This window comes from Larkinella rosea, assembly GCF_003858635.1.
In the GTDB taxonomy this organism is placed as follows: domain Bacteria; phylum Bacteroidota; class Bacteroidia; order Cytophagales; family Spirosomataceae; genus Larkinella; species Larkinella rosea.
Genome location: NZ_RQJO01000008.1, coordinates 756104 through 776541 on the forward strand (window position 1 = coordinate 756104; position 20438 = coordinate 776541).

The following is a 20438-nucleotide window of genomic DNA, read 5'->3' on the forward strand; positions in this document are numbered from 1 at the left end:
TGAAGTATAAAAACAATTCGGCACTGTCGAACCGTGAAGATCAGGCAATCCTGATCTTCACGGCTAAAAACCGGTTCTTCAACAACTAATTGAGGAGATGAATGCCGTTCTCGGTTAACAACTCTTCGGTCGGGTTGAGAAACGGATTGTAGTAATTGTAGGCGGTTTTGATGTTGGCGATGTCCGTCAGCGTTTCCTGGCGGAAAATCCGGTTTTCCTGACCAAATGCTTTCAGGGCAGCGGTTTCTTCCGGATCGGCCAGTTTGTAGCTGAACGTGGCAATGTAGTAAACACCCTTCGGCTGAATCTTGGTGTTTTCCTTCTTCTCGGCCACGGCAGTAATCACCACATCGGCCAGCGTCAGGTCGTCGTAGAACAGCGGTTCGATCAGCCGGAAGATGTTATCGACCGAATAACCGTGGAACAAAACCGCCGACACACAGTTTTTTTCATCGATAAAAAAGATCTCGGCCCAGTTTTTGGTGCCCATGTTCAAAATATTATCGGTAAAGATGCGCCAGGCAATCGGCTGGAATGTGAGCGTACGACCGTTCGTTGGACCACCCAGTTTTTCGGTGCCGTTGATGTTAAAGATGCCTTCTTTGGCGTCGAAACGGTATTGGCGGGGGTGTCCTTCCAGATATTTGTAGCGACCGGCTGTGGGGTTATTAACGACTTCGCCCGTCGTTTCGTTAACCTTCTGATAAAGTTTCACTTCCAAACCATTTTGATTTGTTGCGCCGGTGTTGTTTTTTTGTGTGTTCATTAGTATTTGTTGTTTACTGTTCGGACAGGGGGACCGCTATGCGATCCCTTTTGCCTTTTCAGGGGGTTTGTATTTGAGTTTAAATATACACACTATTATGTATAATACAAAATGATACATAGAAAGATTCTGGAAAAATTATTTTAGTCGCAAAATCGCTGAAAGAAAGGCTTTTTGACCCCCTTTTTTGACCTTTACCCAACCTTCCACTTTTAAGAAATCAGAAATTCAGTTAGATTGGAAGGAAAAACCGGTGTACGAAAAAATACATAGTTCTGTGTAAATTATTTGTTTTCTTATGCCCATTGGAGCCCGTTTGCAGCAACTGATCGATGCATTAGACATTAGTGTTCTCGAGTTTGCCCGACAATTGGGGGAGAAACGGGGGGAGAAAGTATACCACATTTTACACGGTCGGTTGAAGCCCCGGTATGAAACTTTAGAAAAAATTTTATCGGCTTATCCCACCGTCAACGCCGACTGGCTGCTGCGGGGGGAGGGGCTGATGTTTCGGACGTTACCACAAACCCCACTGGCAGCCATCACGTTAGACGACCGGCTGCGAAATATGGAGTTTCTTTTGTTTCAGTTAAACGAACGTGTAGCTTTGTTACAACAAACCAACGACTTGCTTCGGCAGGAACTGGAAGAAGTCGTTGGGCCAAAAAAAGTCATCAGTCTTTCTACCTGAGCTGCCAGTCCGATATATCCACGGAAGCAGATCAGTGCAGGACCCACGACTTTCCTTTTATCTATGTTCTCATTTTTTAAGCGACGCCAGGAACAAGCTTCTTTTTCGGATTTCGGATTTCTGGGTGTAGATATTCATTCGCACCTGATTCCGGGGATCGACGATGGTGTACCCGATCTGGAAACAGCCCTGACGTGTCTGCGGGCGTTTGAAGAGATGGGGTATAAAAAGGTGATCACAACGCCCCACGTCCTGCGCGATTATTACCCCAACAGCAGCGATACCATCCGGCGCGGGCTCGACGACCTTCGCGAAGCCATGGCCGGAACCGATCTGAAAATAGAGGTCGAAGCGGCTGCCGAATACCTCATCGACGACCATTTTGTGACTTTACTCCAGGCCAAAGACCTGCTGACGTTCGGCCCGAATTATTTACTGGTGGAATTGTCGTTTGCCAACCCGCCCCTGAATCTGGACGAAATCCTTTTTCAGATTCAAACCAAAGGGTATCAGCCTATTCTGGCTCATCCCGAACGGTATTCCTACTTCAAAGATCAGGCAGAGCGGTTTCATAAAATGCGGGTGCAGGGTTGTCTGTTTCAGTTGAATCTGCTTTCGTTAATCGGGCAGTATGGCGGGCGGGTGCAGCAGCAGGCGAAACAGTTGCTCGAAGATTCGATGGTCGACTTTGTAGGCTCCGATCTGCATCGCCCCCGGGATGCGGAAAAATTAACCCAATTGCTGCAATCGAAAGAACTGGCGTTGCTGGGGGCCAACACAATTCTGAATTCTTCCCTGCTTTAAAAACCGTATAGCGGCCAACCGCCGGTTTCGGCCATACGACTCTTTTGGCCGCTGCATCGTTTTGTCTGACATAAACCGCTACTACGGCACAGTTTTTGTTTATTGTCTGATAAATAGGAAAAAAACTTTGCGGAATATTTTCAGATAAGCCAATATAGTATTCCGTAAAAAACTATTTATTGAATTATTTAAAGAATATTCCTCCTTCTCTGCCTTTTTTATAGAATATTGTGTAGTTAGTATCATTTCTGCTTTCTATATTTAGAATGTAATACTTAAAAGAAGCTAGAAAGAGTTTGTCTGATTTTAAAGATAAACTGCTTTCAGAATTAAGCAGAAATGCGGTTCTGAACAGTTGGACTTTACGGCCTGACTCCTTCCCTTTTTCTGTCGGAAACCCACTTTTTTTACTTATTATTTTATTTACTCAACGTTATGAAAATTGCAGTTGTTGGAACCGGTTACGTTGGACTCGTAACCGGAACCTGCTTTGCCGAGACCGGCAACCAGGTAACTTGTGTCGACATTGATGAGCGGAAAGTTCAAAAGCTCATCAACGGTATCATCCCCATCTACGAACCCGGTCTGGATGTGTTGTTTAATCGCAATACGGCCGAAGGTCGTCTGAAATTCACCACCAGTCTGGCCGAAGGCATTGAAGGTGCGGAAGTGATCTTTCTGGCCCTGCCAACTCCACCGGGCGAAGACGGTTCTGCCGACCTGAAATACATCCTCAAAGTCGCCGGTGATCTGGGGCAACTACTCAAGGATTATGCGGTTATCGTCGACAAAAGCACCGTGCCGGTCGGAACGGCCGAAAAAGTACGGGATTATATCTCGCTGGGCGCTCAGGTCGATTTCGACGTGGTATCGAACCCCGAATTCCTCCGCGAAGGGGTTGCCATCGAAGACTTCATGAAACCCGACCGCGTCGTGATCGGGACCAAGTCCGAACGGGCCAAAGCCGTAATGAACAAGCTGTATGCTCCCCTGGTGCGGCAGGGTAACCCGGTGATTTTCATGGACGAACGTTCCGCTGAAATGACCAAATATGCCGCCAACGCGTTCCTGGCCGTCAAGATTTCCTTCATGAACGAAATTGCCAACCTCTGCGAAAAAGCCGGAGCCAACGTCGACGACATTCGCCGGGGCATCGGAACCGACAGCCGGATTGGCAAGCGGTTTTTATTCGCCGGAATTGGCTACGGCGGGAGCTGCTTCCCGAAAGACGTACAGGCGCTGGCCAAAACCGCTCAGGAATATGCGTATGATTTCAAGATTCTGAAGTCGGTGATGGACGTGAATGCGAAGCAGAAAACGAAACTGCTTCCGGTTATCAATCAGCACTTTAACGGGGATCTGAAAGGTAAAACCATCGCCATCTGGGGGCTGGCCTTCAAACCGTATACCGACGACATCCGGGAAGCTCCGGCGCTGGAAAACATTCAGGCATTGCTGGAAGCAGGCGCGAAAGTGACGGCTTACGATCCGGAAGCGATGGACAATGTGAAAAACGTGCTGGGTAGCAAAATCACGTACGCCCACACCTCGTATGCTGCACTTGATGACGCCGATGCGCTGGTGATCATGACCGAGTGGCCGATGTTCCGGACGCCGGAATTCACCAAAATGAATCTGCTGCTGAAAAATAAAGTCATTTTCGACGGTCGGAACCTCTACGAACTGGAGCAAATGAAAGAAATGGGCTACACATATTACAGCGTTGGTCGGGAAACCGTTTCTCAAGAGGTTGAACAACCGGCTTGATGCCATCCAACTCCTACCTGCCGGTATTCCAGGCAGGTAGCTTTACTCAACGTTATGAACTTTTAAGTTGTCTGCATGAAACGGGTCCCGATTACGTACAGCACGAAAATTATCATTGCCATTGACGGATACTCGAGTTGCGGAAAAAGCACAACGGCGAAGCAGGTTGCGGCACGGTTGGGCTATACGTACATCGACACCGGAGCCATGTACCGGGCGGTTACGCTGCATTTTCTTCAGCGCCGGGTCGAACTGACCAATCCGGAAGCGGTTACCAGTGCGCTCGATAGCCTGCACATTGCTTTCAGTTTCAATCCGGAGACCGCTTGCAATGAAACGTATCTGAACGGCGTGAACGTCGAAAACGAAATCCGGAAGCTCTACGTCGCCAATCTGGTTCCTGAAGTGAGCGCCATTCGGGAGGTACGCCGTGCGATGGTTACGCAGCAGCAGGCAATGGGCCGGAAAGGCGGAATTGTTATGGATGGCCGCGATATCGGAACCCACGTATTTCCGGAAGCCGAGCTGAAAGTATTCATGACAGCCGACCCTATTATTCGGGCCGAACGCCGTCAGATTGAACTGTGGGCTAAAGGCGAAGCCGTTGAACTGCATGAAATCGCGGAAAACATCAAAAAACGTGATCATCTGGATACAACCCGCACCGAAAGTCCACTGCGTCGGGCCGACGATGCGCAATTGCTTGACACTTCATTCTTTACCATCGACGAGCAGGTTGACTGGGTCATTCGTGCTTACAAAGCGAAGCTGGAGTCACCTGTCGAGTCGCAACGTGCTGATTTCCAGTATGCAGGAAAGCAGGTGGGACGAGAGAAACTGCCGGAGGCAATTGAACAACCTGCCTGACAAAATTTAGCACTTTCCGTCGGAATCAACGACCGCCGGGGAGCTTTACTCAACGTTATGAACCTTTTTAAGCAGCTTGTATGAAGCGCATTTTAATTACGGGTGGAGCTGGATTTCTGGGCTCGCACCTTTGTGACCGATTTATCAGGGAAGGCTACCACGTTATTGCCATGGATAATCTCATTACCGGGGATATCCGTAATATCGAGCACCTGTTTCCGAACCCCAACTTCGAATTTCATCACCACGATGTATCGCAGTTTATTCACGTTGCGGGTGATCTTGATTACATTCTGCATTTCGCGTCGCCCGCCAGCCCGATCGATTACCTGAAGATTCCGATCCAGACGCTGAAAGTGGGTTCGTTAGGCATTCATAATTGCCTGGGTTTAGCCCGCGTCAAAAATGCCCGGGTTTTAATTGCTTCAACGTCAGAAGTATACGGCGACCCGACGGTGCATCCGCAGCCCGAAGAATACTGGGGAAATGTCAATCCGGTGGGTCCGCGTGGCGTTTACGACGAAGCCAAGCGGTTTCAGGAAGCAATCACGATGGCGTATCACACCTACCACGGTCTGGAAACCCGCATTGTCCGCATTTTCAATACGTACGGTCCGCGCATGCGCCTGAACGATGGACGGGTGTTACCGGCTTTTATTGGCCAGGCGCTGCGGGGTGAAGACCTGACCATTTTCGGTGATGGCAGCCAGACCCGCTCCTTTTGTTACGTCGACGACCTGGTGGAGGGCATTTATCGGCTGCTGTTGAGCGATTATCCTCATCCGGTCAATATCGGAAACCCGGTCGAAATCACGATTAAGGAATTTGCCGAAGAGATCATCAAACTGACCGGAACCAGCCAGAAGGTGGTGTATAAACCGTTGCCAACCGACGATCCGAAACAACGCCAGCCGAATATCACGAAAGCAAAAGTGATTTTAGACTGGGAGCCTCAAGTGTCGCGGGCCGAAGGATTGCGAATTACGTATGATTACTTCAAAAGTTTGCCGGAAGAAGAACTTTACAAAGCGGCTTATCACCGGGAGTTTAGCACAACATAGGTATCGCCTTACTAACGATCTTGAAAAATGAAGACAGACATTTTTGGTGTTCATTATGATGTAACGAATTATGATGAGGCATCAACGGTAATTATAAAGAAAGCCAAATCAAAGACTTCTTTCGGCGTCACTGCTTTAGCGGTTCACGGTTTAATCGAATGTTATAAAAACCGGGATCTTAAGGAAAAAGTAAATAAAATTGACCTGATCGTACCGGACGGACAACCAGTGCGCTGGGCAATGAATAGCTTTTATAAAACCGGTCTGAAAGATCGGGTATACGGTCCCACGTTAACACTGGAAGTGTTAAAAAAAGCCAATGAGAATGGCCTGTCGGTTTTTTTATACGGCAGCAAGGAAAACACGTTGCGGTTGTTTATAAAAAACATCAATGACTGGTTTCCGAACATCAAAATTGCGGGCCAGCATGCCGATCGATTCCGGGATGCTACGCCGGAAGAAGACGAAGCCGACATCGCTAAAATTAACGCATCCGGCGCACACATCGTCCTCGTTGGCCGGGGTTGCCCGCGCCAGGAAGTCTGGGTTTCCAATCATTTAGGAAAAGTAAATGCCGCCATGATGGCCGTGGGTGCGGCTTTTGATTTTCACGCCGGTACGCTTCCACAGGCACCGGTCTGGCTTCAAAAAAATGGGTTAGAGTGGCTTTTCAGATTAATTCAGGAGCCAAACCGGCTCTGGAAACGCTATTTATTTACGAATAGTACCTTCATTATGCTTTTTATTAAACGTAAAGTTGGACTTAATTAAATCATTAAATAGTCTAAAATCACATTTCATATGAATATCGTACTGATCACTGGTTCTGCCGGGCTTATTGGGAGCGAATCCGTTAATTTCTTTGCCGACAAATTTGATCTTGTCATTGGAATCGATAATAATCTTCGTCAATATTTCTTTGGAGCAGACGGAAATACGGAGTGGAATAGAGACCGCCTGATCGATGTCTACCCAAACTATAAGCATTACGTTGCTGACATTCGTAAAACCGATGAATTAACGCCTATTTTTCAGAAATACGGCAATGATATCAAGCTAATCGTGCATGCAGCGGCTCAACCCAGCCATGACTGGGCCGCCCGTGAGCCGTTTACCGATTTTTCGGTCAATGCAACCGGTACGCTGAATCTCTTAGAAATGAATCGGTTATACTGTGAAAAGGCAGTTTTTATATTTACATCTACGAATAAAGTGTACGGAGATAATCCGAACTATTTGCCATTGGTAGAAAAGGAATTACGTTGGGAGATTTCGGAAGACCATGCCTATTTTAAAAACGGCATTGACGAAAATCTGAGCATCGATCATACCAAACATTCGTTATTTGGCGCGTCAAAAGTTGCGGCCGATGTATTGGTGCAGGAATATGGCCGGTATTTCGGTATGAAAACCGGTGTTTTCCGGGGAGGTTGTTTGACCGGGCCGAATCATTCGGGAGCGCAGTTGCACGGTTTTTTATCGTATTTAATGAAATGCGCGATCACTGGAAACCACTACACCATTTTTGGCTATAAAGGCAAACAGGTTCGCGATAATATTCACAGTTATGATTTGGTGAATATGTTCTGGCATTATTATCAAAACCCGCGCTCCGGCGAAGTTTATAACGCTGGTGGAGGTCGATATGCCAATTGCTCGATGCTGGAAGCGATCCAGATCTGTGAAGAAATTACAGACAAGAAAATGAACTTCAGCTATTCGGATACCAACCGGATTGGCGATCATATCTGGTATGTAAGTGATGTTTCCAAGTTCAAAAATCATTACCCGGACTGGAACTATAGCTACGATCTTAAAACGACGCTGGGCCAAATTCACGACAGTATGACGGCCCGGTTAGTGGCAACGGTATAAGAACCCGCGATACAGATCGAATTACGGATATAACCGTAGGCTATCACCGAAAATGGTACATAAACGAATCGAAATTGCTTTGTCCTGAGTTTGTGAAAAACTGGGGCAAAGCAACTTTTTTTAAACCGTAATCGGCTTGTGTTATGGTGATGAGAATAGTTTCTAACCAACGCGTCCACACTACGATGACTCGGTATTTTAGTTTTGGAAAGGCACGTCCAGGTCGGACAAAAATTGCCTTGTTTCTGCTGGTTGCGGTTTTGAATCATTCAGCATGGGCGCAATTTGAACGCCCAACGACGGATACTTTGAAAACACAGGGAGTTTTTTACCAGGCTTTGGCCGGAGGTCTGGTTTCCAGCAGCAGCCGTACGCCCTTTTGGTTCCGGTCGAATCAGTTCGGAGCGATTCCATTAGGAGCACCGGCGGGGATTGTCAGTGTGGGCGCTTCGGGTCTCTGGGGCGATGCAAACCAGACGAAACGTCCCTACATTCGAGCGGGTGTACAATTGGTAGGGAATGTAAACCGGGCTTCACGGTTTGTTTTGCCGGAAGCTTATGCTGCCGTGCGGCTGGGCTACGGCGAACTTTATGTAGGTCGTCGTCGGGAGGTCAACGGCATTACGGATACGCTGCTGACATCCGGGTCTTATGCCTGGTCGGGAAATGCAGCACCAATTACGCAGATTCGCCTGGGAACCAAAGGGTTTGCCCCTGTCAAGTTTACAAAAGGACTCCTGGCCGTCAGTGCATTTTACAGCCACGGCTGGTTTGCAAAAACGGATTCGATGCAACATTCGTACCTGCACGCCAAAGCACTTTACATCCGGATCGGAAAGCCTGCCTGGAAAGTGCGGTTTTACGGAGGAGTTGCCCACTATGTGCAATGGGGCGGTTATTCAGATTACCTATCGAAAGACTTTACTTTTAACGGGCAGATTCCGGTTTCCTGGTCGGCTTATAAAAAAGTGGTTTTTCCGGGGAGTGTAACCGGAAACAACGGCCAGTTTGCCACGTTTGATACCATCAACCGCTACGGAAACCACCTGGGCTCTGTCGACGCGGCTATGGAAATCAGTCTAAAAAAAGCTAATCTGCTTTTTTATATTCAGCATCCCTGGGAAGATCAGTCGGGTCTTGATGGCGGAAACTTTCCGGATGGAATTTACGGAGCGCGGTGGCAAAATCGCTCTACAGATCTCAACAATGGATTTCGGATGGTGCAGCTGACGGCGGAGTTTATGACAACAATGAATCAGAGCGGCCCGGACTATCCCAGGGGAAACGATGATTATTTTCATAATTTTCAATACATCGACGGCTGGACGCATCAGAGACGAATCATTGGAACGCCATTTATTACCCGTCGAATGGATGCCGATCCGAAGTGGTATGGGCTACGAGGGCCATTCAACAGCATTTCGATGATCAGTAACAATCGATTGCAACTGCTGCACATCGGGGCCGCCGGTATTTTTTCGTCGGGCGTTCAGGTAAGCGCATTGTTATCACAAAGCTGGAATTGGGGACGGCCGGATAGTGTTCAACCGAAAGCCGCCATTCATCAATTTTCGGGTCTTGCCACGGTTATTCTACCGACCGGCTGGCTGGGAGGGATGGAGTGGAAAGCCAGCGTTGCCTTGGACGCCGGAGATTGGCTGACACCCTCGCTGGGAGGTATGATTAGTATACTAAAAAGAGGGAGGTTTTGATAGAAACAATCGCTGATAAAATCCTGACCGCAGAAATGCGGTTTTTTAAGTTATCACTATCCGGATTTATCAACAGATAAAATCAAAATTTTAAGGATTCTAATTAATCCTGTTCGATAAGAGCTGGTTTTTGCTCAATAAGCGATTGATAGATTGTCAGTAATTGTTTCAGGTTATGCTGCGGAGTATGATCTTTTTTGTAGGTTTTCAATGCATTTTTTCGGAACGTTTCCTGTTTGCTTTCCGACAAAGAAGACCAATAGTTGAGCTGTGACAATAAAGCAGTTGAACTTCCCGGTTCAAAATGTAAGCCATTAAACCCATGTTGAATCATGGACGACATGGCACCAAGATTACTGGCGATAACTGGTGTCTCAAGCGAAAAAGCTTCCACAATGGTCATTGGCATTCCTTCAAACCAAATCGACGGAAAAATAAGTGCCGAACACTTTTTCATCTCTTCAATTACTTCCTCTTTTTTAAGATTTCCAATATAGAAAATATTTGGATTTGTGTCAGCAGCCTGAAGAACTTCATTCTTTAGTGGGCCATCCCCCGCAATGACGAGCTTATAGGACGTTTGTTTAAATGTTTCCAATAAAAAAGTAATTCCTTTTTCTTTCATTAATCGCCCGATAAACAAAAAACTATCTCCCCGTTCTGTATCGATCGTTTGCGGTTTTACCACAAAATTAGGCTTCATGATAATTTTTTCAACGGGTAATTTTAAGGAAGATTCGGTAAAGAGAGGCTTGGAAAAATCAGTCAATGCTGCAATGTAACGGTCAACCATATACCAGGTTCCAATTTTTTTGTGAAACCACACGATAAAAGCCAGCCAAAAAGTTAAAATGGCAGAGTCACGGTATACCTTGTTTTTGACAGCCTGCCAGGGAAATGCCGATTTAAGACTATCGGTAAACAATTCGCCGTTGTAAAGAAGCGTAACAGAAGGGCACAGTAAGCGATAATTATGAAGAGTAAGAATAATTGGGATTCCCATTTTTTTTACTGTGTGGATAACAATGGGGCCGCACGCAAAATGAGAATTCTGGACCTGAACTACGTCTGGCCGAAATTGTTTGATGGCATTTCTAACCCGGGCTGCGGCAGATATATTCCAGATTGATACAAAAAACTGCAAGGCACCCCGCCAGCCATTTTTGTTATAAAATGCGACTACCTCTACCTCGTTATTCTGTTTTAACAATTCACACTCTTGTTCAAAAATAACGTCTTCTCCACCGCGAAGCTGGTAATAGGTATGGATAAGTAAGATTTTCAAGTAACGTCGTGATTAAAATGATACACACTAAATACAAAAAATACGAATCTTAATGTCAATACGAATCCTTAGTTTATACTTTATCATCAAGATTTAATAAACCAGCTCACCCTGAAATTTAATAATTCTTGCCGGGTTACCGACAACTACTGCATAGTCAGGAATATCTTTAACAATAACAGAACCTGCTCCAATCGTAACAGAATTTCCAATCCGAATGGGTCCAATGATACAGACATTAGAACCAATGTCAACATTGTTTCCAATAACCGGACATTTTGAAAATGTATTATCTGATAACTGCTTGTTTCCAATTGTTGTCGAATGGCGCAACGTGCAGTTTTCGCCAATTACCGATCCGTCATTAACAACCAGAGCTTGTCCGTGATAAATGATCAGGCCTTTACCTGTTTTCGTTTTGTAAGGTATTTCAATACCCAAAAACCATTCAACAAATATTCTATATAAAATAAGGTAAGGAATAAGTATAATAAAAAGTAATTTATTGGCAGTGGCTGTTGTCGCAAGCCTAAAAGCAATACAAACAAGTCGGCCTTTGATATTGCCCTGATTTCTTTGCCAGTCCTGAAACAGATTTAAACTCATTGTATGGAATAGATAAATGGTCCAAAAAGCAAATTAATGCTTGCCTAAGACAGCATATCGCAACAAAAATGATTTATCGTACTTGTATTTCGAGAATAGGCTAAACGTTTTCTTCAGGTTATTACCGGTAATTAAATATTGCAGGCATCTGTCAAAAAAAACATTTCGAAAATAAGTAAGATCAAACGCTGACGGCAATTTTGACATAATGGAATTTAACGTATCAATAAGCTCCATTGGGGAATAATCGGGATTCAGAATTTGCCGATCCTTGATTGAAATGGTACTCAGAACGTTCATCTCACTTTCTGATAGCGCAATATTCCATTTGTTGCAAAAACGAAGCAGAAGCTTTTTGTTTACAAGAAAATCATTGTTTATATCATTGACGTAGGTATTCGTGATGTTTGAATTATGGCGTCTATACTTTAGTAAAACCTGATTCAAATTCGCAAAATTCGTTTTGACAGAGAGATCAACCCAGAAAGCATGATCTTCGTTTTTGGGAAATTGAAGCGGATACCGATCTGTCGTGCCCAAAACACTATTCCTGATCATCACAGTTGGATGAAAAAGAGGGTTGTAGAATAAAAAAGTAGAAAGGATTTTGGAGTGATTACCGGGCCGGTATTTAGTTTTAGTATTTGAACCGTCTTCGGAGAAATACTTCATTGCTGATCCCAAAAGCCCGACCTTCTTATTGGCATCTAAATAGTCGATTTGCTCGGCGAAACGGTTTTTAAGAGATATATCATCGGCATCCATTCTAGCAATGAATTCACTATCAGAGCCTAGGTCTATCCCTTTATTTAGTGTATAAATAAGGCCCCTGTTCCTGTCATTAGAAATTATTTTAAGTTTACAGTCATTAAATTCTTGCAATACTTCTACTGTTTGATCCGTCGATCCGTCATCAATGACATATAAATCAAAATCTTTATATGATTGATTTAAGATACTTGTAACGGCTTCTTTTATGTACTTATCTCCGTTAAAAACCGGAAGAATAACACTAATTCTGGCCATTATCCTAATGAGTGAGTTTGAGAAAATTCAGAAAGTATTTAAATTGGACATCAACTACGATAACTTTCAAAATAAATCATCGTAATTGATACGATCGAATGCGTTTAGGTTTCCACCAGCTGTTGCATTGTATACTTTTCTGCCGTTTCTCTCAAATACTTCATTGGCTTTACGAAAACCCATTTCCATCCGCTCAACATTAGGATCGTGCCAGCGGTATCCTTTCCCAAAGTAATCTGGTGAAAAGTGGTTTGGATCAGCCGTAGTTGAAAGAATATCAAAACCAGCTTCATGCTTATTAGAGATAATTGCTTCTTCCGGAATTTTGTATGAATGATCAAAACCGATCATGTATACTTTCTCAAATCCCATGTAATAAGCAAGTTGTAAGCATAAATAGGTTACACTACCACCAACACCGAGGAAACGCACTATTTTTTCTGAAAATTGCGGATCAAAACTATCGACATCTGAATAAGTTCTGATGACATTCATATTGATAGTCTTATGATCTGGTGCAACGGCATAATTTAAATTCGCACCAAAAAACTTGTACTGGGGTCCAGTATATTTTTTAATTTCTGCCCCCCGGTCTTCCGCTACTAAATTGTCTTCAAGTACATAATACGTTGGATGAAATTGCATTTTTTCATAATTCAGATAAATTGCATTGACACCGAACGTATATTCATTTTTAAGCTTCTTTAAATCCAGCTTGTTGAGCGATGGGCCGTTGCCAATAATAAAACAACGTTTACCTTTATGAATATCCTTAAAGGAAGCAAGCTTGCGCTCATTTTCATTTAAAAATATTCCGGCCCCGGCTAACCTAAAACGCATGCTGTAAGCAAGCTGAGTTAGAATGGGAGTGTTTCTGTCAAAGGAATTACGATCTACTAAAAGATAATAGAAGGGCGCAACTATTTTTTTGAAAATCGGATTGTGTCTCATACGTTGAATAGAGTTAAAATTTTAAAACTGGATAATATAATTAGTGTCAATAAGGGGATCGCCATACTCCGGCGGATAAATCGCCAAAGATCTTCCTGTAATGAACTAATGGATAAGTCTACGTTCCACCAGTTGTTTATTAAAAGATTTGATAAACCGTGAGCGACTGGAAAGGCCAATATACCGTAAGAAGGTAGCATCAGCCAGACAATTCCTAAATTTGCAATACCGGTTATTACAGCACTTTTATAAAAAGGAACTCGGTTCGTGGTTACATAGATTTGCGCATGCATTGCGTGGTTTCGTTCCAGAAACCATACAAAAGCCATAAAAATCAATATTTTTGAGTCAATTAACGTTGTGTTTGCTTTTACTAGAGTGAGTATCCAATCGCCGAAGAAAATCAAAACGAGCATACCTAAGACAAACACTAACAATGATTTTTTGATGGATTGCGCACTGATCGTCGATAATTGCTCAATGTTATTTTTAACCCGCAAAGTTGAGAATAATGGCAGCTTTGAGTAAAATGGTGCCTGCGAAAATTGAGCTACTGTTGTTACTAATTTTAATGAAAGTAAATAAGATGCCAGACTCACCGGGTTTGCTACATACGAATAGATTAATCCTGTTGCCTGGCTTACTCCGGTTGAGCATAAAATCAGCACACCGGACTTCCAGGTTGGCCCCCAACACCATTTGAAGATCTCCCTATCGAAAATAAAGGCATTAAGCTTCCGAAACATCCCGTCGCAAATCTGGTATTCCAGCAAGGCACTTCGAAGCACCAGAATGATAGAAAATAGTAACTGAATAAAAGATAACCATGCCAGATTTGCTCCGATATAGACTACCAGAATGGAAGCCAGGGCACTAAGTAAATTAATAATGATATTCCAACGGTTAATCAGTGCGACATGATTGGTGCCAATAATAACTGCGTCGAATTTTTTTGATATAAATTGAAAGAAAATACTAACAATAAAGAGATAATAGGCCGACCATAATGTTCCGGTATTTGTATTGCTTTTAAGAATGATATTCTCGATTGAAAAATAAGAAAAAATGAATACTATAAAAAGTACTAAAAATCCAAGTGCGATATAGGTCACATTGATTGTTCCATAGATTCTGTTCATTAAATCCCAATTTGGTTTTCCATCGCTTTGAATTTCCGGTTTCCCAAAATCTTCGATAGACCTGAGGCCGCTAAATGCGTAAGATATAATTCTTGAAAACGTTGGATAAAATCCGAAATCTACAACAACTGTAAAGGAATTAATTGTTAATAATAAATACCAAAATGCAATTTCGTCTACATTGTACTTAATTAGTATTAAAGGCGTTAATACTAATAGTTTAATACTATTACTTAGCATACTCCCCCAGGTCATCGCTGTAGGAGAATTCCATAGGTAATTTGTTGCCTTTTTAATCATACTGACATTTGTTTACTTCTCTTTCCAATAACCTCCTGTATTTTATTTTCAAGCAAAGAATAGACCACTTTAAAGCCTGTTTTATTAAAATGTATATTATCGATTGTGTATTTCATTACTTCTTCCGGACTCCATCGTTTGAGATCAATAATGTTCGATAAGTATTTTGACATTTCTGAATCAAATTGATTGACAACTTCATCGATGTTTTTTGGCCGGCCTTTCTGATAATTTCCTTCCCACCCTTTGACAAACCGATTTGAATTTATCCAAATCAGATTCGGAATTTTCTGCAAATCGGGTATCAGCTTTTCTACCATATAATTTATGGAGTAGATGTTGATGGTTTTTTCTTCCTTGTATAGGCAATTAAATGGAACAGCGTAATAAGTCTGGTTTTCTTTAAATATTTGCGTAAACCGGATTGTAGTTTTTTTGCTGTCTTTAAAATTTTCCAGGTTACTGAGCGGGCGCGGAGAAAAATCTACTACACCGCAGTGGAAAATGACAGCATCGTATTCTTTACTGTTGTGTTTCTGTACAAAATTCAAAAAATCTACAATTGTTGTATATTTTTCAGGGCAGATAGCATAATGAATATGATATCGTTTTCTTAACATCGATACATACGTATTATGTGGAATCTTTCCTAGTTTTTTACCTACATTGAACCCTCTGGAATCCGTATATATGAGTAGTTTAGGACGATTACTGTTTTTTACTCTGTAATAGAAGTCCTGAAAATTGACAAATGAATCGACAATGTATTTTTTTATAACACCTGTCATAAAATTGTTTAATTATTGATTGCTATATTTCCTAAACTTTAACTTCTTCTCCTGATAAACTAAATTCCGGCCTTCTGATCTGGCTATTTTTTCTTTCAATGTCATTGTATATTCTGTAGTAGACGGAGTTTATACTTACTGTTACCAGACAGAATAATACAAAATAGTGAAAGAAATAAAATCCATTTAGTGTCTCGGTAATTCCGGTTAATAAATTGTATAACACAAAACCGCCATATATATACGCAATAGGACGATCGTGGTTATAAATGTATTTTAGTCTGGAGATCAATTGGATGTGTAGGATTATATACGTTATGAGTCCAATGTACCCACAGTCGAACAGGATGGAAAAAGAGGTATTGTGTGGAGAGGTTAATTCACTATTTTTCCATCCTTCAAATATGTAAGACCAATTCGATGAGACACCGGAACCTTTTTGACCATATTCTCCAAAACCAATTAAATGGATTGGCCTGAAGTTTAAAAATTCATTGGTTGACATCCCCCAAATAATGGTTCGCGCGTTGCCCGAGTGAAGGTCATCCTGCGAGCGGGCGATTGTTTGGAAAATGTCGAGATTCGACATGGCGAATGTAACGGTACTGAAAATAACCGGGCCAAATAATAGCAGCAATATAAGGTACTTGAATGAGGGGATATATTTGTTTTGGGATTTTAAAAATAATATTAAGCCTAAAATTACAATTGGATAAAATAAAGCGGATCGTGTGTCTATTAACAACAGCGTCAAGAAGAAAGACGCAATCATCATTCCCAAAAACAGTGTTTTCTTTTTTACTACGAAAAATGTTATTAATGTGATGGTAAATATTCCCCCAATCGAACTTCCATAACTATTGAATCCGCCGGTTAATGGAAATTGTATCCGATCCATTTCGATTCCCAGTCTAGACAGAAGCATGGCTGACTGTGAAAAATCGCCTTCCAGTACGTCTTCCTGTAAACTTACACCTAATACCCACAGGGTAAAATTAATTAAACATAATACGCCGAATGGTACTATGATGAAGTTTATTACGTACTTAGTTGAATTATACTGCTTTGTATTTGTTATCGAATAAGTCATTAATAATAGCAAAGTCAATAAAATAATGTAGTTTAATAGTTTTGGTAATATCGCATAACTATCATTATTTGTTCGTATGACGGAAATGCAGGCTAGTACCAATAAAAACAGGAAGGCTTTATTGACTTTGATTATTTTAGTTACTGACCCAACCGTTATTTTATTATCAACTATCAGGTACCATACTATTGCAATTATATAAATAAAAGTAATGATAGATTTTGCTACAGAATTACTATTCTGTAGCAAACTAAATATCAAAATAAGGACTGGGAAGATCAGATTCATCTTTTTCTCTTTTATTACAAATCCTTCAAAACCGAACTGATTCCCCCATCCAGGGACAGATTGGCGCCGTGGATAAAACCGCTGCTTTCAGAAGCTAAAAACAAGGCGAGTTTGGCCACATCATTCGGGTATCCAATTCGTTGCACGGGGTGAATCCTTCGGAGTTCATCCAGAGCGCCCTGGTTACCATCGAAACCGGCCAGTAACATGTCGGTTTCAATGGCGGCCGGGCTGATGGCATTCACCCGCACGCGGCCTTCCAGATCGACAGCCAGGGCTTTGGTCAGGCCAATCAACGCGCTTTTTGAGGTCGCGTAACTGATAAACCGGCGTTTGGTCAATTGCTGGTGAATACTGCCAATGTTGACGATACTTCCATTGACGTCTTCCAGTGTCTCCAGAAAATGCTGACTGAGCAGCAACGGCCCCGTCAGGTTGACGCTCATGGTGTGATTCCAGTCGTCCAGTTTCAACTCGTCCAGACTCCCGAGCATCTGAACGGCGGCATTGTTGATCAGCACATGCAACTCCGGGATCAATACATTGAATGTGTGTTTCCACTCATTCCGGTATTCGTTATTGGTACTGAACTCATGCAGATCGAACTGAATCAATTGATCAGCCTGATGATGATCCGACTCCTGAATGTCCAGCCCATACACATAATAGCCGGCTTCGCGAAAGGCGAGTGCAAGCGCACTGCCAATACCGCCTAAAACACCTGTAATCAGTACCTTTTTCATGGGTTATGCAGTTACACCAATTTCCAGAAACTCAAACATTGAACGGATGGCCTGATGGCTGGCGCGTCGAACGCCCTGAATGGTATTGGAGCCGTTGTGGGTGCCGAAAATGCACCGATCAAAATTCCGCAGTTCCGAGTCCATTGGCAGTGGTTCGGTTTCGAAAACATCCAGACCAGCCGAATGAACTTTACCGCTTTTGAGACCTTCGATCAAAGCGGCCTCGTCGATAATGGGCCCTCTGGACACATTCACAATCCGGACGCCGTCTTTCATCAATTGAATCGTTTCGGTGTTGATCAGGTGTTTGGTCGAAGGCGTCAGTGCGCAGGTCGTTACCACAAAATCCGCCGTTGCCAGTTCTTCAGGGAAACTCAAAAACCGGTACGCTTCCTCGTCTGCTTCGGTCCGTTTCGCAAAGGGGTCATACACGTTGATGTGCATGTCGAACGCTTTCAGAAAACGGGCGGTCGCTTTGCCAATATCGCCAAAACCAACCAGGGCAACGGTATGGCCTGCCAGCGACATTCCCGCCGGTTTTACCCAGTTACCGGCCCGCACTTCGCGGTCGATGTAATACGTTTGCCGGGCCAGCCCCAACACATAGGATACGGCGATGGTGGCTACTTCCGAGCCAAACATCATGGGCGTGTTGATGATCGGAATTCCTAATTCTTTGCAGGCTTTGAAATCGACGTTATCGACGCCAATTCCCCATTTAACGGCGGCTTTCAGCTTGCCGGCTTTCCCGGCGCGGAAGATGCGCTCCGTGGCCTGATCGTCACCGATGATCCAGCCGTCGACGGTCGGGACGAGTTCGAGCAGTTCTTCTTCGGAAAGAATCTGAACGACTTTCGGCGCCACGACTTCAATGCCGACTTCTTCAAAAAGGGGTAAAAACTCCGCTAATTGCCCCAGCATCGGTGGGCAGGTAATCAACACTTTCATAGGGCCAGTTCAGGATAAAGTTCAGTAAAGAGGAATTCAGCTACTTTAAAGTTCAGTTCGACATCGATGTCCTGGGCTTCGATGTCCGGAATCTCGTACAGGAAGGGACGGTCGCCGATGCGGTTATGTTTCTGAAGCAATGTTTCTTTTTTAAAGAGATACATGCAGGAATTTTCCATGTAAATGGGCGGCAAATCCTGCGTCCGGAGCAGAATAGCCGGATTGTGATTGACGGCCCGGGCCAACGGATCCCACAACCGGGTCTGCAACCGGGTCACGCCAAACAAGGTGTCGTAGATCGGGTAGTTTTTCAAAAACTGCTGAATGCCTTTCTCAACGGTTTCGGGCGACAACAGCGGATTAGTGCTGTGGGTCTGCAAATAAAAGTCGGCGGGAATCTGGTCACAGGTGTTCAGCAACACGTTATTCATCGGAATGGCGCCATCACGCAGGTGCTTGGGCCGTTCCAGAACCGTTACGGTCGGATACAATTCCTGAACCTGTTCGATAATCGTCGGACTGTCGGTATCGATGACAACCTGGGTGATGGACGGACACTCCAGCAGGGTGTCTACGATCCGGTGGAACAGAGGTTTGCCAGCAAAATCGCGGTAGTTTTTGCCGGGAACGCGCTCACTGGAATGGCGCATTGGAATGATGGCTGCTACGGAATGATTCATATAGATTAACGTTGAGTTTTTTGCAAGACAGCCCGGCGGGTAATTTCTTTCAAACCCTTGCCTTTCCGGGTAGGTAAATCGGCTGTTTACCGATTATTCATAAGCGATTTGTTTCCTGATGACCGGTTCCTGATTGCCCGATTTTTCCCGCCGGAATACTTCGTTCGGGTAGTAAAACCGTTCCCGAAGCGTGCGATCGAGTGTACCGATAAACCGGTACCCCTGATACGTACCCCAGAATTGCAGAATCCGAAAAACCGGGATTTCGGTGACATGCTGCCAGAAGACCCGTTCCTGGATGGCCGTCACGTAATCGCTGATCAAATTCGATACGGATAAATACGCAAAATCCCAGAGGCCAAACTGCGCCATCGGCTTCAGCCGCTTGAAGGCAATCGCTTCCCGGTAATACCGATTGAATATCTTCCGGGGCGTTTCTTCGTGGACGTGCACAATCGTCGCATCGGCGTTGTAGGCAATCCGGTAGCTCCGTTGCAGGATTTCACTGGCCCAATGCAGGTCTTCCAGGCCCGTCAGTGATTCGTCGTACGGTAATTCCTGCCACAACGAACGCCGAATGGCCGTGTTGGCATTATTGCAAAACGGGATCTGCTGGTTGTAGTTGGAAACCGCCGGAAACCATTTGGCGAAGAGTTGTTGCTCCGAATACTTGCTTTGGCTGTTTCCGATCTGCCGTCCGTACGTGAGGGCCACTTTCGGATCTTCGAACGGCTTGACCATTTGATCAATCCAGTTCGTATAAACCGGGTAAACGTGCGCGCTGGCAAACAGGAGAATATCGCCGGTTGCGTGCTGACAGCCAATGTTGAGGGCCCGTCCGAACGAAAACTCCTCGGGACGAATCCGGACGATTTTGGCTCCGTAGCTTTCGGCGATGCGAACTGTATTATCTTTGGAGCCGGAGTCGACCAGAATAACTTCCAGGTCAATGCCGATTTCCTGCTGCTGGATTCCGTTCAGTAATTTACCAATATGGGCCTCTTCGTTGAAGGCTCGTATAATTAGGCTGCAAGTCATAGGATTCGATTGC

Annotated in this window: 20 protein-coding genes; 8 read left to right on the forward strand and 12 right to left on the reverse strand. The window is 44.1% G+C overall.

The features are described from left to right. Positions 1 to 85: 85 nt before the first annotated feature. Positions 86 to 766 (reverse strand): hypothetical protein, encoded by a 681-nt coding sequence (locus EHT25_RS11905; RefSeq protein ID WP_124874717.1) that lies wholly within the window; start codon positions 764 to 766, stop codon positions 86 to 88. 298 nt (positions 767 to 1064) lie between these two features. Here EHT25_RS11905 and EHT25_RS11910 point away from each other — a divergent pair, with 298 nt between their 5' ends. The 8 genes from EHT25_RS11910 (at position 1065) to EHT25_RS11945 (ending at position 9543) form a co-directional block, all read left to right on the forward strand. Continuing rightward, positions 1065 to 1457, forward strand: coding sequence for a helix-turn-helix transcriptional regulator (locus EHT25_RS11910; RefSeq protein WP_124874719.1), 393 nt, complete (start codon positions 1065 to 1067; stop codon positions 1455 to 1457). Positions 1458 to 1520: 63 nt separating this feature from the next. Next, entirely contained in the window at positions 1521 to 2261 is a 741-nt protein-coding gene (locus tag EHT25_RS11915) for a tyrosine-protein phosphatase (protein WP_221622266.1), read from the forward strand. Positions 2262 to 2696: 435 nt separating this feature from the next. After that, positions 2697 to 4028: a UDP-glucose dehydrogenase family protein gene (locus EHT25_RS11920; protein WP_124874721.1), complete on the forward strand. Its 1332-nt coding sequence runs from the start codon at positions 2697 to 2699 to the stop codon at positions 4026 to 4028. 75 nt (positions 4029 to 4103) lie between these two features. Then, positions 4104 to 4895: a (d)CMP kinase gene (cmk, locus tag EHT25_RS11925; protein ID WP_124874723.1), complete on the forward strand. Its 792-nt coding sequence runs from the start codon at positions 4104 to 4106 to the stop codon at positions 4893 to 4895. Positions 4896 to 4975: 80 nt separating this feature from the next. Continuing rightward, positions 4976 to 5956 carry a UDP-glucuronic acid decarboxylase family protein gene (locus EHT25_RS11930; RefSeq protein ID WP_124874725.1) on the forward strand — a complete coding sequence of 327 codons (981 nt, stop codon included), beginning with the start codon at positions 4976 to 4978 and terminating at the stop codon, positions 5954 to 5956. Between the two features lie 27 nt (positions 5957 to 5983). Then, a complete protein-coding gene (locus EHT25_RS11935) occupies positions 5984 to 6727 on the forward strand; it encodes a WecB/TagA/CpsF family glycosyltransferase (RefSeq protein ID WP_124874727.1) in 744 nt (247 codons plus the stop codon). 30 nt (positions 6728 to 6757) lie between these two features. After that, on the forward strand, positions 6758 to 7831 hold the full coding sequence (locus tag EHT25_RS11940) for an NAD-dependent epimerase/dehydratase family protein (protein ID WP_124874729.1): 1074 nt from the start codon (positions 6758 to 6760) through the stop codon (positions 7829 to 7831). Between the two features lie 308 nt (positions 7832 to 8139). Continuing rightward, positions 8140 to 9543: a capsule assembly Wzi family protein gene (locus EHT25_RS11945; RefSeq protein WP_185731340.1), complete on the forward strand. Its 1404-nt coding sequence runs from the start codon at positions 8140 to 8142 to the stop codon at positions 9541 to 9543. Positions 9544 to 9646: 103 nt separating this feature from the next. Here the strand turns inward: EHT25_RS11945 and EHT25_RS11950 are convergent, their stop codons facing one another. The 11 genes from EHT25_RS11950 to EHT25_RS12000 form a co-directional block, all read right to left on the reverse strand. After that, positions 9647 to 10828 (reverse strand): glycosyltransferase, encoded by a 1182-nt coding sequence (locus EHT25_RS11950; RefSeq protein WP_124874733.1) that lies wholly within the window; start codon positions 10826 to 10828, stop codon positions 9647 to 9649. A gap of 93 nt (positions 10829 to 10921) precedes the next feature. Further along, positions 10922 to 11434, reverse strand: a complete 513-nt coding sequence (locus EHT25_RS11955) for a serine O-acetyltransferase (protein ID WP_124874735.1) — start codon at positions 11432 to 11434, stop codon at positions 10922 to 10924. A gap of 33 nt (positions 11435 to 11467) precedes the next feature. Next, positions 11468 to 12460 carry a glycosyltransferase gene (locus EHT25_RS11960; protein WP_124874737.1) on the reverse strand — a complete coding sequence of 331 codons (993 nt, stop codon included), beginning with the start codon at positions 12458 to 12460 and terminating at the stop codon, positions 11468 to 11470. 66 nt (positions 12461 to 12526) lie between these two features. After that, positions 12527 to 13411 (reverse strand): 6-hydroxymethylpterin diphosphokinase MptE-like protein, encoded by an 885-nt coding sequence (locus tag EHT25_RS11965; RefSeq protein WP_124874739.1) that lies wholly within the window; start codon positions 13409 to 13411, stop codon positions 12527 to 12529. Then, on the reverse strand, positions 13408 to 14850 hold the full coding sequence (locus EHT25_RS11970) for an MATE family efflux transporter (RefSeq protein ID WP_124874741.1): 1443 nt from the start codon (positions 14848 to 14850) through the stop codon (positions 13408 to 13410). Before EHT25_RS11970 ends, EHT25_RS11965 begins: the two co-directional genes overlap by 4 nt. Beyond that, positions 14847 to 15638, reverse strand: a complete 792-nt coding sequence (locus EHT25_RS11975; RefSeq protein WP_124874743.1) for a hypothetical protein — start codon at positions 15636 to 15638, stop codon at positions 14847 to 14849. The genes EHT25_RS11970 and EHT25_RS11975 overlap by 4 nt, the downstream gene beginning before the upstream one ends. Before the next feature lie 31 nt (positions 15639 to 15669). Next, on the reverse strand, positions 15670 to 17016 hold the full coding sequence (locus EHT25_RS33450; protein ID WP_124874745.1) for an O-antigen ligase family protein: 1347 nt from the start codon (positions 17014 to 17016) through the stop codon (positions 15670 to 15672). A 14-nt stretch (positions 17017 to 17030) separates the two neighbouring features. Further along, a complete protein-coding gene (locus EHT25_RS11985; RefSeq protein WP_124874747.1) occupies positions 17031 to 17759 on the reverse strand; it encodes an SDR family NAD(P)-dependent oxidoreductase in 729 nt (242 codons plus the stop codon). 3 nt (positions 17760 to 17762) lie between these two features. Further along, positions 17763 to 18707 (reverse strand): phosphoglycerate dehydrogenase, encoded by a 945-nt coding sequence (locus EHT25_RS11990; RefSeq protein WP_124874749.1) that lies wholly within the window; start codon positions 18705 to 18707, stop codon positions 17763 to 17765. Beyond that, positions 18704 to 19387, reverse strand: coding sequence for an acylneuraminate cytidylyltransferase family protein (locus EHT25_RS11995; protein ID WP_124874751.1), 684 nt, complete (start codon positions 19385 to 19387; stop codon positions 18704 to 18706). The genes EHT25_RS11990 and EHT25_RS11995 overlap by 4 nt, the downstream gene beginning before the upstream one ends. A gap of 93 nt (positions 19388 to 19480) precedes the next feature. Continuing rightward, positions 19481 to 20425, reverse strand: coding sequence for a glycosyltransferase family 2 protein (locus EHT25_RS12000; RefSeq protein WP_124874753.1), 945 nt, complete (start codon positions 20423 to 20425; stop codon positions 19481 to 19483). Positions 20426 to 20438 lie beyond the last annotated feature (13 nt).